This is a genomic window from Bradyrhizobium sp. 45, from assembly GCF_023073155.1.
Taxonomy (GTDB): domain Bacteria; phylum Pseudomonadota; class Alphaproteobacteria; order Rhizobiales; family Xanthobacteraceae; genus Bradyrhizobium; species Bradyrhizobium canariense_D.
Genome location: NZ_JADPIX010000110.1, coordinates 38,244 through 55,627 on the forward strand (window position 1 = coordinate 38,244; position 17,384 = coordinate 55,627).

At 57.2% G+C, this 17,384-nt stretch carries 12 protein-coding genes, 1 tRNA gene and 4 pseudogenes; 9 read left to right on the forward strand and 8 right to left on the reverse strand.

Going from position 1 to position 17,384, the window contains the following annotated elements:
* Window positions 1-605: 605 nt before the first annotated feature.
* The 3 genes from IVB42_RS19055 (at window position 606) to IVB42_RS19065 (ending at window position 3,838) form a co-directional block, all read left to right on the forward strand.
* Window positions 606-2,426, forward strand: coding sequence for a vanadium-dependent haloperoxidase (locus IVB42_RS19055; protein ID WP_247470923.1), 1,821 nt, complete (start codon window positions 606-608; stop codon window positions 2,424-2,426).
* Window positions 2,427-2,447: 21 nt separating this feature from the next.
* Window positions 2,448-2,834 carry a hypothetical protein gene (locus tag IVB42_RS19060; protein ID WP_247470926.1) on the forward strand — a complete coding sequence of 129 codons (387 nt, stop codon included), beginning with the start codon at window positions 2,448-2,450 and terminating at the stop codon, window positions 2,832-2,834.
* An 89-nt stretch (window positions 2,835-2,923) separates the two neighbouring features.
* The gene (locus tag IVB42_RS19065; protein WP_247470930.1) at window positions 2,924-3,838 is read left to right on the forward strand and encodes a ferritin-like protein; all 915 of its coding nucleotides are present in this window, start codon (window positions 2,924-2,926) and stop codon (window positions 3,836-3,838) included.
* A 189-nt stretch (window positions 3,839-4,027) separates the two neighbouring features.
* On the opposite strand, the gene IVB42_RS19070 is transcribed toward IVB42_RS19065, so the two are convergent.
* Window positions 4,028-4,807, reverse strand: coding sequence for an FRG domain-containing protein (locus IVB42_RS19070; RefSeq protein WP_247470933.1), 780 nt, complete (start codon window positions 4,805-4,807; stop codon window positions 4,028-4,030).
* 29 nt (window positions 4,808-4,836) lie between these two features.
* On the opposite strand from IVB42_RS19070, the gene IVB42_RS19075 reads away from it, so the two are divergent.
* Window positions 4,837-4,909, forward strand: a tRNA-Ser gene (locus IVB42_RS19075).
* Between the two features lie 382 nt (window positions 4,910-5,291).
* Here IVB42_RS19075 and IVB42_RS19080 read toward each other — a convergent pair.
* Together IVB42_RS19080 and IVB42_RS19085 are read right to left on the reverse strand one after the other, a co-directional pair.
* Window positions 5,292-5,406: pseudogene (locus IVB42_RS19080) on the reverse strand (transposase domain-containing protein); the annotation flags it as partial.
* A 38-nt stretch (window positions 5,407-5,444) separates the two neighbouring features.
* Window positions 5,445-5,531 (reverse strand): annotated as a pseudogene (locus tag IVB42_RS19085) (hypothetical protein); the annotation flags it as partial.
* Window positions 5,532-6,328: 797 nt separating this feature from the next.
* On the opposite strand from IVB42_RS19085, the gene IVB42_RS19090 reads away from it, so the two are divergent.
* The 3 genes from IVB42_RS19090 to IVB42_RS19100 are packed head-to-tail and all read left to right on the forward strand — an operon-like array spanning window position 6,329 to window position 9,994.
* The gene (locus IVB42_RS19090; RefSeq protein WP_247470936.1) at window positions 6,329-7,765 is read left to right on the forward strand and encodes a tyrosinase family protein; all 1,437 of its coding nucleotides are present in this window, start codon (window positions 6,329-6,331) and stop codon (window positions 7,763-7,765) included.
* A gap of 35 nt (window positions 7,766-7,800) precedes the next feature.
* Window positions 7,801-8,652 (forward strand): hypothetical protein, encoded by an 852-nt coding sequence (locus IVB42_RS19095; RefSeq protein ID WP_247470939.1) that lies wholly within the window; start codon window positions 7,801-7,803, stop codon window positions 8,650-8,652.
* Window positions 8,653-8,665: 13 nt separating this feature from the next.
* The gene (locus tag IVB42_RS19100; RefSeq protein WP_247470943.1) at window positions 8,666-9,994 is read left to right on the forward strand and encodes an SCO family protein; all 1,329 of its coding nucleotides are present in this window, start codon (window positions 8,666-8,668) and stop codon (window positions 9,992-9,994) included.
* Here the strand turns inward: IVB42_RS19100 and IVB42_RS19105 are convergent.
* Window positions 9,963-10,138, reverse strand: a pseudogene (locus IVB42_RS19105) (IS481 family transposase); the annotation flags it as partial. The gene IVB42_RS19100 and the pseudogene IVB42_RS19105 overlap by 32 nt on opposite strands.
* Window positions 10,139-10,486: 348 nt before the next feature.
* Window positions 10,487-10,789 carry a hypothetical protein gene (locus tag IVB42_RS19110; protein ID WP_247470945.1) on the reverse strand — a complete coding sequence of 101 codons (303 nt, stop codon included), beginning with the start codon at window positions 10,787-10,789 and terminating at the stop codon, window positions 10,487-10,489.
* Between the two features lie 827 nt (window positions 10,790-11,616).
* Here IVB42_RS19110 and IVB42_RS19115 point away from each other — a divergent pair.
* Complete coding sequence (locus IVB42_RS19115; RefSeq protein ID WP_247453493.1) at window positions 11,617-11,820, forward strand: cold-shock protein; 204 nt, start codon at window positions 11,617-11,619, stop codon at window positions 11,818-11,820.
* A 1,484-nt stretch (window positions 11,821-13,304) separates the two neighbouring features.
* A pseudogene (locus IVB42_RS19120) lies at window positions 13,305-13,669 on the forward strand (IS21 family transposase); the annotation flags it as partial.
* 27 nt (window positions 13,670-13,696) lie between these two features.
* On the opposite strand, the gene IVB42_RS19125 reads toward IVB42_RS19120, so the two are convergent.
* The 3 genes from IVB42_RS19125 to IVB42_RS19135 all read right to left on the reverse strand — a co-directional run bounded on the left by IVB42_RS19125 (window position 13,697) and on the right by IVB42_RS19135 (window position 17,231).
* Complete coding sequence (locus IVB42_RS19125; protein WP_247470949.1) at window positions 13,697-15,634, reverse strand: hypothetical protein; 1,938 nt, start codon at window positions 15,632-15,634, stop codon at window positions 13,697-13,699.
* A 238-nt stretch (window positions 15,635-15,872) separates the two neighbouring features.
* Complete coding sequence (locus IVB42_RS19130; RefSeq protein ID WP_247470951.1) at window positions 15,873-16,220, reverse strand: hypothetical protein; 348 nt, start codon at window positions 16,218-16,220, stop codon at window positions 15,873-15,875.
* A gap of 96 nt (window positions 16,221-16,316) precedes the next feature.
* Window positions 16,317-17,231: a hypothetical protein gene (locus IVB42_RS19135; RefSeq protein ID WP_247470956.1), complete on the reverse strand. Its 915-nt coding sequence runs from the start codon at window positions 17,229-17,231 to the stop codon at window positions 16,317-16,319.
* Window positions 17,232-17,384: the final 153 nt, after the last annotated feature.

The window sequence follows — 17,384 nt, forward strand, 5'->3', positions numbered from 1 at the left end:
GACAATCGTGCGACGCAACGCAAGCCTCGTTCCGCTTGGACAGAAATACAGCCCAGGCGGCCCAGAATCGGGCTTTCGCTTCATCGAAAGCCGTGCCAGCGGTGCATTCGGTCGTGATCCCGGATAGAAGCCCCAACGCCCACTGCCAAGGAACATTCCGCCGGATTGCCGGAACTGCCGCCAATCGTCCCGACATGAACATCGGAGCGAGCAGAAACCGCGTTAGCCCGCATCCACAACTCTCCGGCCGCCGTCCGGCCCCCTTCAACGTTCAGCCGCAGCGACACGTCTGCTCGCTTGCGGGTGTGCTCCCGAGCCTAGGCTTTCACCGGCTCGAGTTTCGCGAAAAGCTCACTTGGACCGACCGCGTCCGCTAGGGGGCCGATCGAAGCAATTCTGGACAGGCCGAAGCCGCGGTTATCGTGACGGCGAGAACTAGCGCGTTGGCGCGGACATCTCGATAAGATTCTGCTCCCTCGCTCGAAACTAAGCGCGTCAACCGTCGCGCGGTTTATGGAAGCTTGGCTCACGCAAGTTTAGCTCTTTGCGCTTGACCCTGCCGCGAAACAACCCCTATGTTAATCAACGTAACGACGATTTTTTTTATGAATACAATCTTTTCGGTCCCGGCCAAAATAATGGGGGGCAGCATGAATCGGCGTGCTTTTCTGCAATCTTCAACCGCAATCATATCCCTCGCAGTGGCGTCAAAGGCCGCTTTTGCGCAAGAGCACTTGACGGCAGAACAAAAAACCGACTTTGCGAAGAACTTTGGCCTGAACAACAACCTTCAAGCGCAGTTTCAGGCTTTCCAGGACACGCAGAGAGCGATCCCATTCTCCCCGCGGGCTTTCGCCAAAGAGCCCATGTTGAAAATCTTTCGCGAGCAAGCGCAGGTAAAAGACAAGCTCTATTCGCTAGTTGAGTTTTGGCACAATCTAATTCTGGAATTCACAAGTCTAGATCACGTTGTTAATCCAGGTCAGCCGGGTCAGTTACAGGAGATTTACGCGGAGCAGCTTGGACCGCACCGCAGTAGCTGGGCATTTGCTATCTATCACATTGCCATGTTTGAAGCGCTCAATGCGTTCGAGGGCAAATATGTCAGCTTGACGCCGAGCGGCTATAGCACCGACCTGAGATCTCTTATCCTTCAAAAGGCGAAGCTCGATAATTCCGAGCACGTTCCCCAAGATGGCTCGCTGATCACCGCACTTAGCTTTGCGTCGCGCAACGTCATTCGGCAACTGTATCCCAAGAAGAAGGGGCACCTGCAGGCCAGAACGGATGATCTCTTCCTGAGGGATCTTCCGGGATTGGCAGGATTTGTAGCTGGTAGGAAGGTTGGCGAGGCGACGGCGACTATTGTCCTTGAATCTCGCGGTTGGTCCGACGCTTTCGGTTTTACGGACGGCTCCGAGTTCCCAGAACCCAAGGCATCGATCTTTACGTCGCCTGACGTCGGAAAATGGCAGGTGGATCCGATATCGAAGATCGGCACCGCACTTGGAGGGCTGTGGAACCACGTGCGGCCGTTCACTATGGCAACAGCCGAGGCCTTTCGTTGTTCTCCTCCGCCATCGTATGACTCTCCAGAGTTTATCGCTGCATACAAAGAAGCAAAAACAGCGGGAGCCTGGGGCGATAATCACGCAGAGGATCCGGGCAATACTCGATACAACACGCCGACTACACGCAAGGGCGAGGTCGATATCCAGCCGGACGCCATGGGAAAATATCACCCAAAAGAGAACGAGAGTTTCAAAGCGATTTTCTGGGGGTACGACGGTACTGCGTTCTTGTGCGCGCCCCCTCGTTTGTACAACATGATTGCCACGACCTATGCGCGGCAGAAGTTGCTCATCAAAGACGGCGTCGAACTTTGCCGCTACCTTGCGCTTGTGAACATCGCATTGGGAGATGCCGGAATCAGCGCTTGGGAAGCAAAATTTTATTACCTTACACCGAGGCCGATCACCTACTTGCGCAACCGCAATGCGGACAGTACCCCCGAGGGGGAGGGTGACGATAAATGGACCCCTCTTGGAGCAGCGATCTCGAACGCTGGGGATAACGGACGAAATTTAACTCCTCCGTTCCCTTCCTATCCGTCGGGACATGCCGTTTTCGGCGGAGCTATATTCGAATTGCTTCGGTTACATGCCGCGGCCATCGGCGTTGCCGATTCAGGGTTTACGTTCGTCTCCGATGAATACAACGGAAATAATCATAGCCCTGGAAGTCCAAAGGGCCGCCCCCTTGTTGAAGTCACATTCCAGAATCTTTCTGAACCAGAAGAAGAGAATGGTCAGAGCCGCATTTGGATGGGAATTCATTGGCAATTCGATAAGGTTCAAGGAATTCGGCAAGGCAACAACATCGCCAAGCACGTTTTCAACACGACTTATCTTAAAGCGAATGCATGATTCTGGGCGAGGGAGATGGACATGATTGGCGACTTCAAAGTCACGATGGAGAATAAGTGGTACATTACTGCCTATGAGACTTTCAATAAGCCTGCGGGTAATCAGCTCACGGAAAAGCTGCGGGTCACTTTGACCGGCAACACACTGCTGATTGAAGGCCTTAAGGACATGTCCTCGCAGGCCGAGGCGGTAATTTCTGCACGTAGAAGCCTCGACTTCACCAATCCAGAAATGGCCTCGTTCGTAATCGTGGAAGACAATCTCGCAAGGTCTCCACTCGCGTTCCCTGCAATGGGAACGGCCGTTGTTTTTATGGACGGATCAAAACGACGTCTCCGGGCTGCAGGGTTTGACCGCAACGGTGCCCCTAAGGGCTGGATATTCGACGCGACAGAGGTTCCGTCCTAACGCTTAGCATATCTACTCCGGCGCGCGGCCAAGCAGCACGCGATGTCGTCGCAACTATCGTCAGCTTCTCTCTTAGTCAGGAGAAACCGATGAAGACCATTGCCGAGTTTGTCAGCGATCGCATTTCAACTGTCTCAGAGCTGCGCGACGCGCTGCAGACCGCAATGCAGTTGGAGTTCTCAACCATTCCGCCATACTTGTGTGCGCAGTGGTCGATCAATTCCGATCCGGCAGGTATTGAGGACATGATCGGCAACATAGTGGTCCAAGAAATGTATCACTTTGCGTTGGCCGGCAATCTACTAACGGCGATTGGTGGGCTACCCAACGTAGCCAACCCTTCTTTCATTCCAACCTATCCCACCAACGTCCTACCCGGTGGGATCCCTCAGGCTCTGCCCGTCGATTTGAAGCCTCTCACACTGGAGCAAGTACGGGTATTCATGCAGATCGAATATCCAGAGTTTACGCCGATTGCATTTGCACCAACCGCAGCGAGCATAGGCGCGTTTTACACAACAATAGCAGAGGCATTCACGACAATCGCCCCTCCGATAGACCCTAACGCATTCGCTGTGGCTTCGGGCGAAGCGAAACCGATTAGAAACCTTGCAGACGCTCTCGCTGCGATCTCTCTAATAAAGGGCGAGGGTGAGGGGACTGAGGGCTCTCCCGACCAACCCGCCTCAGGAAACGCACTGGCCCATTACTACATATTCAAGCAAATGCATGAGCAAAGAGCGCTTGTCCAGGACACGGCAGGACATTGGAGCTTCTCCGGCCCTGCCATCCCTCTTCCAACCTCATTCGATTTTAAGAGATCAGCCGCTTCTCCGAGTCCATCGCTTGCGTTTAATCAAGAGCTAACGAAGCTTTTGAACAGCCTTCAAACCTGTTGGACGGCCGGTGCCAGACCAAACATAGGCGCCATGTTCCGCCTTAAAACATTGGGCGAAGACCTCATAAGGCAAGGAATCCGCCCAGAGTTCGCCTGGGCACCCTAGCGGCTAACGATGCCCTTGACTGTTGATCCTCACGTATTGGGGGAGGCCGCGCGTTGCAGCGTCATTTTCCAGACGCCGTTGCGCGTCAGTAGTATGCGAAGACGGATGGCTCTGGCCTGGCACGGCTTACGTTCCTATCTCAATAAACCGGTCTTCTGGGCCCGGGTTCCAAAGGACAACCATGCCAGATCAAGTAAGCTTGTATTTATCTTTGAGAGATTGAGCTAGTCCCGCAAGGTCATTGAAAATGGCAAACGCGTCGATGCTGTTGTCTTTAAGACGCTGCTTCAGCTGATCGATCGCCGGGCCTTCTATCTGAATTGCCTGTAAACAACGTGATAGACGTTCATCGTGTCCGAAGGCGAGGCTTCCGTGAATGGTGAAGTAGCCGTTCTGCCTATCGATTCTCGTAAAGTCTCTCTTACAATAAATGGGAAGCGGAAGGGCGAAAGGCCAATCGCGGAATTCCAGAAACCTCGTATAGTAGTCCAGATCTGGATCATCCGTCAGATCATGGATGAATTTTTCTTTTCTAGTCGCGTAGCCTGGGTTCATCGAACCTTTCGTCGTTATTGCAGTCAGTATGTAGGGGTTAAGTAGCCAGAGCCGGGGCTTGTCGAGTTCTCCATGAAGAGCGAAATAAAGCGCAACATGCAAGGTCTCGGTCCAATCGAGCAATCGAGTCGGGACGCCGAAGTGCTGCATGAGGTACAACATGCGCCAACTGGTCGATTTCTCCGGCAATATCAATCCACTTTTGATTCTGAACTCTTCGAACAAGGCATGCTCTCTCCCAGAGTCATTGCCACGCCGAAATAAACCGGGCGTGAGCGACCAAGCTCCTACCCGCTGGCCTCTGAACCAGGCTCCCGAGCGAACTGCCGAGATCTTTGCTTTTGCATCGACGATCGCGCGATCGAACTCCTCGGCAGATTGCACCCTTCGAAAAGGTGAATTAGCACTTGACATATTCGCGCGCTCTTTCTCTCATTGAACCTGGGGGATTAGCTCAGTTGGTAGAGCACTCGGGCAGAACCCGAGGGGTCTGTGGTTCGAGTCCACAATCCCCGACCTTACTGGAGCTTCTCTTAGATTTCGAGCAGCTCTCAATTTCGATGGAGTGGGAGCCGAGACATCGACCCGCCGAGCACTGGCGCAACGCCACGCTGGGCGCTCGCCCACGGTGACGAGGGAGGGACTGTCCGGTCGTTTTCGACCCCTCCGCCGAGTTCCTCGACAAAACAACGCGATCGACGGGTTACAGACTGCTTTCAGGACTACAGGGATGATTACCTTGCGCTCGAATAGTATGCATTGAATCTGTAGCCAAGGCGCTAGTTCGCCATGCCTTTGCGGCGATAGATATGCCCGGCGTCCAGCTGCTTGAAGAACACCCACTGAACTCATGGTAAGCGTCGTTCTCAGGCCACGGCTTTGAGAGCTTGAGCGCGGCGGCCCAAGATAGTCGCTGGTCGATGTCGCAGTTTGGATGCCCGTTGACGATCCTGGTCAGGACATCGGTGAGATAGCGAGCGGATCGACTCGTTGATCTTGCAGGTCTCGACCAGCGGAAGACGCCTTCCTCGAGCCGCTTGGTGAACAGGCACATACCCGTACCATCCCAGAAGATCAGCTTGGTCCGCCCGCTTGGCACGGAACACATAACAGCACCCGAGAACGGATCGGCCTTCATGTGCTCGCGTACCAAAGCCCTCCATTCCCTTGCGGACACAAGTCGATCCCTTCAAAGAGATCGTGAAACTCGCCTATCTCATGTGCGCCGAGAAGGTGGGAGCGGAATGACGCTTGCCAAACAGCAATACTGTTGTCGAGGGCCCAGAGCTAGGGCAGGCCAACGTTCGATAACTTGCGTGATCTACTCAAGATTGCAGCGGAATTGCTGCCGCCTTTCATGCGGTCTGCTTTGATGCCTCTCGGATATTCGCGCGCAACTCTGCTTGCTGAATTCCCTGGAATGGAATACAATCAAAAGGCGTGCGGACGGTCGTCAAGGCCTAAAAATTGTCCGTGCTGATAATTAGCCTAAACTTTCTCGGGGCGCCCCTTGTTCGCCACCCGCTGCAGGCGTTCGCTTCCGCGCGGCCGGCCAAGGCGCGCCGAATGCGCGAACGCACTGGCGTGAAAAGATTCTGACTCTGTTGGCCTCTAACTCCGTCTGTCGCTGCAGTAGTAAAGGTAGACGAAACTCTGCATGTAGTCACGAACACCGATCGATGAGAGTGTGAATCGGCTCGATCAGAAGCACGCAATCGTCGGTACGGCTGCCGGACCGAACCGCACTCAAGCGGCCAAGCGTCGCCGGCTTCCTCGGCTCTTGGATTGTTATTCGTGTCTAGGCTACCATACACGACCTTAATTGCGGGCGTCTGCAGTTTTTACATCGCTAACAAACCACGAGTTTTTCGTGGCTCCTGATTTGGTACGTGAGATGGGCGCTTCGGCGCCGCGTCACCGCTGGGAGAAGAAAAGATGTCAGTTTCGTTACAACCCTACGGCTCTGCGTCTCCTCACAGCGGCTATATCGCCTGGACCCCCGTGCCGCTGGTTATCGACACCGGCGGTACGGCCGGAATTCTTCGGTTGACCTCTCGTTCCGCTGCCGGCTCGGTCGCCAAAGTCGTTTTTCTGCAAGCGCGCGACCAGCCACCGCAACCGCAAATCGATGTTCAATTGCAAGCAGGTCAAAAGAAAACGATTTTCATTGCCGGGGCATTCCAGCCCAACGAACGGCACAAAGGTGCGAGCGCGGACTCAAAGGACGTAACGATTGAGGCCCGATGGGCCGAAGATTCCGCGACCGTCGTAGCGTCCGTCGACATCATGATCCGGGTGCGGCGCAACGCGAACGAGTTGAGCGCAAAGGCCCGCGAAGACTTCTTGTTCGCGCTGGCAAAACTGAATGGAATCCGGGTGGATGCCGACGCCACACCAGGTCCTGGGCGCGGTATCTACGTCTCCGATTTCGTCGCAGCGCATGTCTCGGGCGCGAACACTTCGGAACATGGCGACTCACACTTCCTAGCCTGGCATCGTATCTACCTGCTGGATCTGGAAAGGCTCCTGCAGGGGGTCAGGCCCACGGTGACACTGCCGTATTGGCGCTTCGACCAGGCGGCCCCCAATGTGTTTACGGAAGACTTCATGGGCGCCATGGATCAGATCCCCCGAGACGTCACGGCTCCAGGCGGGGGGTTCGATCCGGGTGGATTCAATACGCCTCTTGCGCGGTTTGCCTTGAACAACCCGCTTTCGCGTTGGCAGATCAACGATCTTCAAGGCATTGCGAGGGCGGCGCGGTTCGCGCCCCGGAACGACCCGGCAAACGGCTTGTTTCAACCGGGACCGAATGGAGATTTTGGGGTCCTTGACCAGGACGCCACGCTTGCTTTGGGGGGCGGCGTCCCTGATCCCAAACAGGCCTTCCTCGGGAGTTCCAACTTAGGCACGGGGTTCGCTCGAATGGAAGGAACCCCGCACGGCGCGGCCCATGTCAGCTTCAACGGCCGGATCAACCAGGTCCCGGTTGCGCCGCAAGATCCGCTGTTCTTCCTGTTGCATTGTAATGTCGATCGATTATGGGCCGTCTTTCAAACCGCGTACGATCGCTTTAAACAGAGTGACGTTAAAACCTACCCCTACCAGCACGCAGGCGACGCAGATCCATGGGAAATCATCAACGCCGGGCTGTGGCCTTGGGATGGCAGTAGATCGCACCCGGGAAACCTGCTGCCTCCGGGGACGCGACAAGAGAACTTTACAAGGTCTGGTCTCGTCACCAATTTTCCCAGTAACAGTCCGCAACTTTTGCATGCAATCGACCCATATGGGTACAACAACCCGAGCCACTATCTCGGCTTCGGCTATGACGACGTTCCGTACGACCACGTCGATGCAGCCACTTCCTGAAGCTGCCGTTTCGGCAACTTGATAGGAGAAACCGCATGACCTCGATTTCAGACTACAAGGCTCAGATCTTGCAACAGGTCCAAGAGGCCCATAAGGCAAGCGATCCACTCGATCCAGACGCAAGGAAAATTCTGGACGTGGCGAGAAGCGAAGGGCAGATCGCTGAGCTCATCGAGCGTCTCACCGACCCCGCTACGCCGGTCGCCGAGCAACTCAGCGCCCTCAACACCCTTGGCATCATCAGTAACTTTTCCAAGGTGCTGCCAACCCAAACGGCCGACCTGATCAACGCGTTACGTGGGTTGATCCACTCCCCCGATGCTGAGGTGCGGCGTCAGGCGCTGTCCAGTCTGTCCCTCAGAGGGGACGCGGTTGCCCAAGACTACCTGCGCACGGAGCTGCAATCGGACAAGCCAGAGGCGGAGAAGTCCATCCCTACCCATCAGGCCATCGCCATGTTGGGCGTCGACGGGAAGGCCCTCGACAAGTCGCTGCTCCTGAACATTGCCCGAAATCCGCCTGACGAAGCGAGCCTGGTTGAAGCGGTCCGGCACCTGCCGGCCGACAAGGATACCGCAAGCCTATTGATGGATATCCTGCGGGACGAGTCGAAGCCAATGGCCGCGCGTGCGCTCGTTCCCAACATCGTCAACAACGTCGATCCAGGCGGCTTCGCCGCGCAGGCGAAGCAGATGCTCGAGGAACACGGCGCTGCGAGCAAAATTGCGCCTTACCTCGCACTCGGCCTCGCCGGCATTCGGCCGGATCACAACGAGCCATTGGTCGATGACACCAAGGCGGTCGTACGTTCGCTGGCGGCAGACGGCTCGGACGCGTTCCGGCAGGCCGTCAGTCAACTGAGCAACACGATCTTGCCCGACAAGTAAGGACAATGCCTTGATGCGTGCTGATCCCGTGATCCAGGCTGACGCGCCCCGGCTTGACGGTTCGCTGACGGAGCAAACGTTCGCCGCGCTGGTCGACCAGCTACGGCCACGCGGTCGCGAGTCCGCGCCAGATCTGGTGTCTTTGTTGTCGGTCAGCCATGCGGTTTTTCGCGGCCGGTCCGCCAGCTCCGTGGTGCGGATGCGCGCCTACGCCATGGCAGCATTGCATGACACCGGCCTGCCGGATCAAGCGGTACCCTACATCGTGGAAGTCCTGGAGACCTCCTTTCATTCGGATCTGGTGGCGGCGGCAGCGCGGGCGGTTCGGGGCATGGCGACCCCCGATGCGCGACTGGCCGATTACCTCATCCGTTCCATCTACAACGTTTGGCAGAACGACCAGCCGGTGACCTTCGAGACATACGACGTGAAGTGGCCGCTCACCGGCTTCTCCACGGCACTGCTGGAGGTGTTGGACACCCTCGCTTGGTTGGGTCCTCAGGCCCGTCACGTGATTCCTGAGCTCGATACCCTATTGTCCACCTTCAGCAAGCGGTTCAGTCCGCGTGTCCGTGCCGGGATCGAGCGCTGCATCGAAACGTTGCGGTCATCTGCTGCGGATTCTCCCAAAGCGTGTTGCTGTGGTTCAGCGCCGCTTATCGATTCCGGCGCTGTGACAAGCGGCAAGGATCTGGATATTGAATCCATTGAACTCGAGGACCAGGACGGTCGCAGGTTAGCGTGGTACCAGTTCTTCAAGGGCAAGCCGAGCATTTTGGCGTTCTTCTATACGACGTGCATGAACCCGCGAAAGTGCGCTCTGACCGTCTATAACCTCGTGAGCATTCACCAGCGCCTGTCAGATGCCGGCCTCGATGATCAGGTCAGGATTGCGGCGATCACATACGACCCGCAGCGGGATACGCCCGCCGTCCTGCGCCAGTACGGCGAGTCCAAAGGCGTGCGCTTTGGCGCGGACTGCAAGATGATGCGCGTGTCGAACCAATTCGACCGCGTCATTGAGGCTTTCGAGCTGGGAGTCAATTATATCGGTAACCAAGTCAATGACCACCGCGTTGAACTCTACTCGCTCGATTGCGACGGCAAAATTACTCACACTTTCTTGCGACTCCAGGCTGATCCCGAACGCGTGATTACCGAGTTGGCTCGAGTGCGAGAGCTTCGCCGCTCAAACGGGCCTGCAACAACGAGTGACGCCTCACATGCTAAAGCACTACGGTGCCGAGCGGAGCAGGCGGCAATTCCTGGTGATGATCATTTGCTTCCGGATGCTGCCGATATTGGCAGCTTTACTGCGCGAGATTGTTCAGTCCCGAAGTGAGGTGGGTTGGATCGTACCTGAACCGGTGGGGGTGGTCAGCCCAGGCTTTGCAGATGTGTTCGTAGGGAGCGAGGCCGCGGAGGGTCTTAAGCCGCTTTGCGAAGTTGTAAGGTCCAGGAAGGCGGTGAGGTGACCTCTAAGCTGAACTGCACGCCGTTGTCGGTCATAACGGTGTGAATTTTGTAAGGGACGGCAGCGGGAGCTTGATCGTCCCCGGTCGCCGGTCTCGGTTGGGTGCAGCGCGAGGGCCACGTCAATGGCTTCGTCGATATCCTTCCAACACGCCTCGCCGCCAGGTGATGTTGCGATGGCATCTACAGAAGGGACGCTCGGTCATTCCGAAATCGACCAAGGCTGCCCGCGCGTGCGGCCAGGGGAGACCGATAGGAGCGTCTTCCTTCAGTAGCCATTAGCCAGCACGGGCGTCAGAAGGCAATGGGCGTCACGTTACTCGCCGGCGTCGCATTGGGTGTGGCTTCGACCGGGGGCGTATTATTGCTTCCCGCGTGCCAGCAACGTCCAGACCGGTGACGTGCCATCCCAGCGCCGGAGCCGCCCGTAGAACCGCACCCGAACCCCGGCGTCTTTCAGCCGCTCGACCACGAGATGCAGTGCGATCACGTCGCCCTCTGCCAGCTCGACGCAACGGCGCTTGCGAGACCACACCGCGCCCGGGAAGCGAAACAGGTTGTGCTTCAGCCATCGGCCGCCGCGCTCCGATAGCGGTTCTAGGTCTACCTGTGCGCCGTTCCGAGGCCGCAGGCCTACATCCGGCCGGCGGAGCAAATTCGCCATCCAACCCACTAAATTCGGCTCCTAACTCGCAAGCCTTTCGGTGCACTCGGAATAGCAGTGCACAGGCGGTGTTAACGACGCAAGCCAAATGACGCGAGAGATGCTCCGCCGTTCGAGCAGATCGCTGCGACGTAAGCACTGCTTCAGCGAAAGGTCCGAATACCTGCCACCCTGAGCTTCCTGAACAATAGGAACCTCGTCCGCTGTTCCCGCCTTGAGCGGAATGGCGAAACAGGAAGCCAAGCAGCTGCCGATCTGTGCAGCGTGCAACAAGCCCACGATCGTTATGGAGGCAGTTGGTTCGTCGGACGGACCGATTGCTATCGTTCGGTGCTCCGGCTGCAGCAAACTGTTGTGGGACAAGGCGGACCGAGATCGACAGTGAGCGGCCCCGGACGGCGATCCTTCTGCCGAGATTCACGCTTGCGGGTCTTCCTCTCGCTAAGAGGCGCAATCAAAGCTGCCATGCTGAATGCGACCACGCAGGCAGCTGGCAGGACCAGAGCGCTATGGAGCTTTTGCGCATAGTGGTGGCCACCGCAAAGCCGCCTTTGCCCCTCAGTGGCGGACGAGCCGAACGCATGCCGATGAGCATTGTGCAGCAAGCCCTCGCTAGATCAGGTTCATCAGGACTAACCTCTTGGCATCCCCACCTATCTGATGCCGCTACTTTCAACCTGCCGTGTTTCGAGAAGATTCCTCGCGGGGCAAACTGGCTTGGTGTCGGTGATGAAGCGGCAACCCCGCCGGTTCGAGCTGAGGGTTTTTCTTGCCGTGACCTGCGTGCTCGATTTAAGCTCGGTTCATTGCTCAAGCAGGAGGCGGACGTGGCGACCGGTATTGTGAAGTGGTTTAACCCGACAAAAGGCTATGGATTTATTCAACCTGACAATGGCGGCAAGGACGTATTTGTCCATATCTCAGCCGTTGAGAAGGCAGGCCTAAGCAGCCTCAACGAGGGTGCTAAGGTCAGCTACGAAGAAATGAGCAACAAAGGCAAAACATCGGCTGAAAATCTAAGGGTCGGTTGACCTAGCCGAGCCGGGGTGGAGAGCCTTACTAGATTGCCTGGCGTCCATCACCCACGGACGCGTCCGTTTTCTTCACCCGTCCAGTCCGTCGACGCACTATAGCGCCCGTCGCGTGGTTTCGAGATCAGAGCGTCAACCCCCATGCGGCAGGCGGCGCCGAACAGCTCCGGCCCGATGGCGCCGGCCTCGAAAGAATCCGGCCGGGCGCGCGGCAGTCGGCCAGCGTGGTCGTACGCATGGTCAGCTGTAGCTGGCGCAGATTGCGGACCCGATCAAGCAGATGACGGCTGACAAAGCCGCTCTGGGTTGCGGGCAAGGCTCCCGCCTCCATTTGTGAAGCTCGCGCTACAAGCTCTAGCTCCCGCCTCGTCGAAGCGCCATTCCTCCCCGGAGCGCAACTGCCATTTGCGGGCCCTGGGACCCTGGGAAATTTCCCAGGTGTCCGGCCGGTAGGTCGGCCGTTAAAGAGCCTTGGAACATGCGGAGAGTATAAGGGTGAAAATGGAAGAACTCATTGCTCAACTTGAGAAGTTTCGAGCGGAGGCCGGCTATTGTGCTCGGTTGGCGAGAACGGCCCCCGATAGGCAGACGCGAGCGCTGTTCGAACGGCTGGCCGAACGGGTGCGAGAGATGGTTCAGGAAATCGAGACGACGATCGCCGCGCGAACGAAACCGAGTGGTCGCTGGGAGTAGTTGTCCGGTGGCTAACTCCACACCGTGACAAGCATCTGCGGGGTCCCAAACGTCAACATTTTTGCGAGTGGCTTCGCCCCGTTAGGGGTCGCGGCTTGCCCTCGGAATGTCATGCCGCGCCCTGCAGCGGCGGCGCGAGTTGCACATCAAAGCGCCTGGTGAAGTCTGACGGCGATGAAGTCCTGCAGCGCGACAGTATCTTGAGGAGCACATGCGGCATGGATGCATCCCGTGTTGTTGCGCATGGTCGCCGGCTGGCGCCCGGACGCCCATCTTGGCGCTCCTGGTCTCGTTCGCGAGCGACCGTGCGCTCTTTGGTTCTGAAACTATACGGTTCTTAATCGCTTGAATGGTTTGGCGCACGCGTTGCGCAATCTCTTGCCTGATGTGACGCCCTCTGTCGATCAACCGCCAAGTGGCGATGGTGAGAGACGTATCCGCTGACGTTTCGCGCGAAGCCTCCAACATCCGCCGTGCTGCGCGTGCAACTCGACCGACGTTGAGTGATCCTTGTGTTTCGGCGGCGGGTCTCGACCATGATCGGCGTGGGGGTCACATCATCCCATTTGGTGGGCGGCGGCGATCAAGGTGAGACCTTAGCGACAATCAGGATGAGACTGCCCCGGTGGGGGCGGACCGAAGGGAGGGCGTAGCCCGACCGAAGGACCGTCCCATCGGCGTCACGTTTTTCGAACCCGTCTGGCGGCCGGGTGCGGCTGGTGCAAGCTGTTGATTCGTCTCGGCAAGAGGGAATCGACGCCTTGCCTGGCCTTCACATCACCGACCACCAGATGAGGCTATACATGAACTACCGACTGACATTGTCCCCCGAGGCCGCTGCGGCCAAAGCGGGATTCTCGAAAGCGAGCGCGTATCGGTTGAGGACGATTTGCGCCTGCCATCGCAGAAGAAGGTGCCGAGGGGCCGGCGACGGTTAGATCGTGCCCTATTGGGACGCCGAGATCATCCCGATCCTGAAGGTTGCGCCCGGCATCCGCGTGATCGGCGTGTTGGACGAGCTGCGCCGACGGCATCCCGACCTTAACCCCAACATCCGACGCACGCTGGAGCGACGCATCAATGCCTGGCGCGCGCTCAACGGCCCCGAACAGACGTGATCTTCCGCCAAGAGCACGAGCCCGGCCGTTTGGGTGTGGATCGGCGTCGAACTGAGCCCCTTGAACTAACGCCGATAATTCTTTGTGGCGAATAAGGGATCTATGTTGGGGTGGGGTCCCGATCGGCGCCGACGGTGACCCCATCTCGACTGGCGTTTGTTAATTGCCTTCAAAACGTTACTGCCGATACCTGCAACGGCCTGACCCTGCGCCGATTCACACTTTTCAACAGTGTCATTGTCTCCGACCAGTAGCAGACCCCGCTTTCCGAGCGAGTGCCGCAGTTCGCCCTCAAGCGCTCCGTGTAGAATGTTGGTGCTTAGGTAAGTCTTGAGCCCGTAATGCGGGTCCAGAACGAAGGAGTTTACTAGACCCCCGTACATGCGGCGAAAGAGTCCCTCTCTCTCTGTTGCCGGCAAATGGAAGTTGCTCATATCAACTTTGGGATCAGACCGGTCTATCAACTCTTTGATACGCCTTCTGATGTCGCCAGCTTGATACTCCAGTGAGGGCTCCGCAAGCAGCTGTTTGTAGCGGCTAAATGCGTCTCGAAGCTCGCCTTCGAGAGACCGAAGAACCCCCTGCTCATTCACATATATGCGGCTACCCTCAAACTCTTGCAGTAGACGGGCAACCTCTGCATCCTCCGTCAATTGTCGTATTTCGCCGGAGTACAACTCCTCGTTGTCGGAGTCATATTCAATGAGACGTTGCAAGATTGTTATGCGTTCGGTTTCGACGTCTTCGTACGTTGCAAAGATCGTCGAGTCTTCAAGTGTCTCAACGGTGCAGACCTTGTAGAGGAAAGAGATTAGTCGCTCCGTAGCGATTCCATCCGAATCGAGCGGCAGCTCTGACGGTCTTCCAACCCCAAAGCTGTCGAGAAAATTTTCGAATGCATCCGAACGAAGCCCGTTGAATGTCGCCCCATGATCATCTGCGTAAATTTGGGCTGCCAACGCGAGGTCCAGGTGGAATTGATTGCCCCCAGTCGCGTCACTAGCAGCTTCGAGAAGTCGCTTTAGCGGAAAAATAACCTGCGTATTCTGATTGGTGAGATACTGACCTACAACCAAATCGAGACACGCCGCGATATCCCCTTTCGCGAACAAGGCGCTGAAGAGAGGCAAGCCGCACGCGACAACTCCGAAAACCGGCTCAAGCTGAATCGCCAGATTGTAACTGAGTATTGCGGAATCTACTCTGTTGGCTCGAAAAAAGCAGTGCCCTAGATATGCCTGCCGCCTTCCGTCGGGGATGTCCAGTTGCGCCAACTTTGCGCTTGCGTCGATGAGTTCAAGCCTAAGGCATTCATGAAGCTCTAAGCTTATTGAGGCTGGAAAGACGATTCTGGACTGGCTGGCGAGCCAATCCCCGCCTGAAAGTTGAGTGACGGGCTCATAGCTCCACGGATTCGCCAAATTGGAATTTAGGGCTAGAATCAGGCTCTCTTCCGAGTTAGTCAGACCAACGGCAGCATGACGGTTCGGTTGCAAGAAAGCAGCAATCATGCGAGCTGCCCCGTGAGATCGACAAAGAATAGCAAGGCGCTGCAGCTCGAATCGGGCCCGTATCATATCCCCCTGAAGCTCGAACAGAATTCTCATCTGTGCGATAATCAGCTCGTAAATTGGCCTGGAGTCCACTTCTTCTCTTTGTACTTGCAAAGCTGCGTGAGCTTTAGACCGCGCTGCGAGCTCGTAGAGAGTAATCTCGCCAGGATGCTGTGCAAGAAACAGTTCGAGCTCGCGGCTGACCTGCTCATACTTTCCGCGCGTGTATTCGTCGAAGAAGCCCATCTCCGCAGCATTGTTTTCGAGTGGGCGCGCGTCACGGGTCAGCAGATTGCGGATGTTGACGAGTCTGTCGTCGCTAACATCTCGCAAAAGCGTGGAGCATACATCTAGATGCGAGTGATCGTTATTGGCGCATCGAACAAACTCAAGCTGCGCCATTTGAGCGAAGGTCTCGAATCGATCAATGAGCGGCGAGTTTTCTTCCACGCGGAGACATTCGCTTGGCGTTCGGACCGCTGTCAGCTCGATTGGATGTGAATCGGCGCTGGGGTCACGCCGTTGCAGATATCGGCCATAACGCTCTGAAGACAACTAAGAAAGTCCATTCTGGATGGGCCACCATCGGCGCCGATCGAGACCCCACCCAATGCCGATTCCCTTATTCGCCGCAAGGAATTGACGGCGTTACTTCAGGGAGCTCAGTTCGGCGCCGATACACAGCGTATCAGGTCATACTGCCGGGCAAGAAGCAGCGGACGTGCGGGTGACCATCAATGTAGTGCTTCCATACCATAGTCGGGCCGGCGCGGTTCGGCTGCCTCAAAACCGCGCCCTCAGGAACCACGACCCACTCGCCTTCAATCCGGACGCGGTAGTGCCCGCGGTCGGATTCCCAGTCCGCCTCGAAGACGATGTATCCATCCGCGTTGGTACAGCACTGCCCAAACTCACTCTGCAGGCTTTCGAACCATGCCTTCAGCGGCGAATTGGCGTAGCGCCCATCATCACGGGCGAGCACCGGCGTAGCCAGCACCGCCAGACCGAGCAGCGGCGCTATTATTCTCGTGAACATTCCTTTCTCTCCCCGATCTTGCAGGCGGAATAGTGTGCGCGCCTCACTCCCGCGTCAGAGGCAGAATCGAAGCGCCACAGAACTGATTGGCGCTGACTATCGGGCGAATGCAGCGGACTCTGCGGAATGGGGTGTTTTGGGCCGAACGAAGACAAAACGGGACGTCGTCGGTGCTTCCATATTCTCGTGGCCGTCCTGGCCAATGAGAATGAGGCCCGCTCCGCCATTGGCGACCGTGAAGATGACTGCTTCATCCATCCATGTCCTGATCGGCTCCATGGCGACGGTGAGAAACTCACCGATAGGCTGGTCCAAATACTGAAGCCTTAGCTGCGGCGCGACTTCGGCAGGTGCAAGTTGGAGACCCAGCCGTTGAGCGTGCGCATAGATGTTCTGCAGCGTTGCCGTTTCGCCTTGGAGGCCCAGTTCGGCCGCCGATACAACAACAAGCTCAAGCTCGCCTTTCTTGCCGCTCAGGGTAAAGGCTGGCCGCGAGAGGGCCTCGTCCGCCAAGCCTCCAGCGCTGCAACTCATTGCAGCCATGGCGCTGCGGAGAGCGAATAAATCCTTGAAAGTCCCTATAGCAATCGTTTTCCATACCGGAATCTCCGCGGGCGACCTGAATGAAGTCCAGGGGCCGGGCGGCGGAGCCGTCTTGAGTGCCAGGTGATTGCGGAGGACATCCTGCGCCGTGCATTGAGCCTTGGTCTCGTAAGTTGGTGCGATTGTAAAGCAACAGAACAAGAGGAGGACAAGCCTGATGCCGCTGTACCGGTCTGGCGAGCGATGGGGCCTCACTATGGTTCGCTGCAAAGAGAGGTAGTCGATCTCGTAGCGCGTCGTGCCGATATCCATGAGCTCCCTGTCGCTGAGGCCGAAGAGAGTAGCTTGCGCGCCGCTCCGTCTGCGGCGCTCCCACCATTCGCCCATAAATCGGTCGAAAAGACTGGCGACGCGCCGACTGGATGTGGCGGCCTGCCACAACCCCGAAATGCCGTGGATTACGCCCATCGGCAGCTCCCTTTGGTTCCCCTTGTAGGGTGTCACGGCAGCGCCGGCGATGCTCTACATGCGGCTTACATTTTCCTTATCGGCGGCTTATTCTTTGCCGCCCATGCGGTCCAACAACGTTCGCCCGCGAACTGGGTGGGAGGTTCGTGAGGG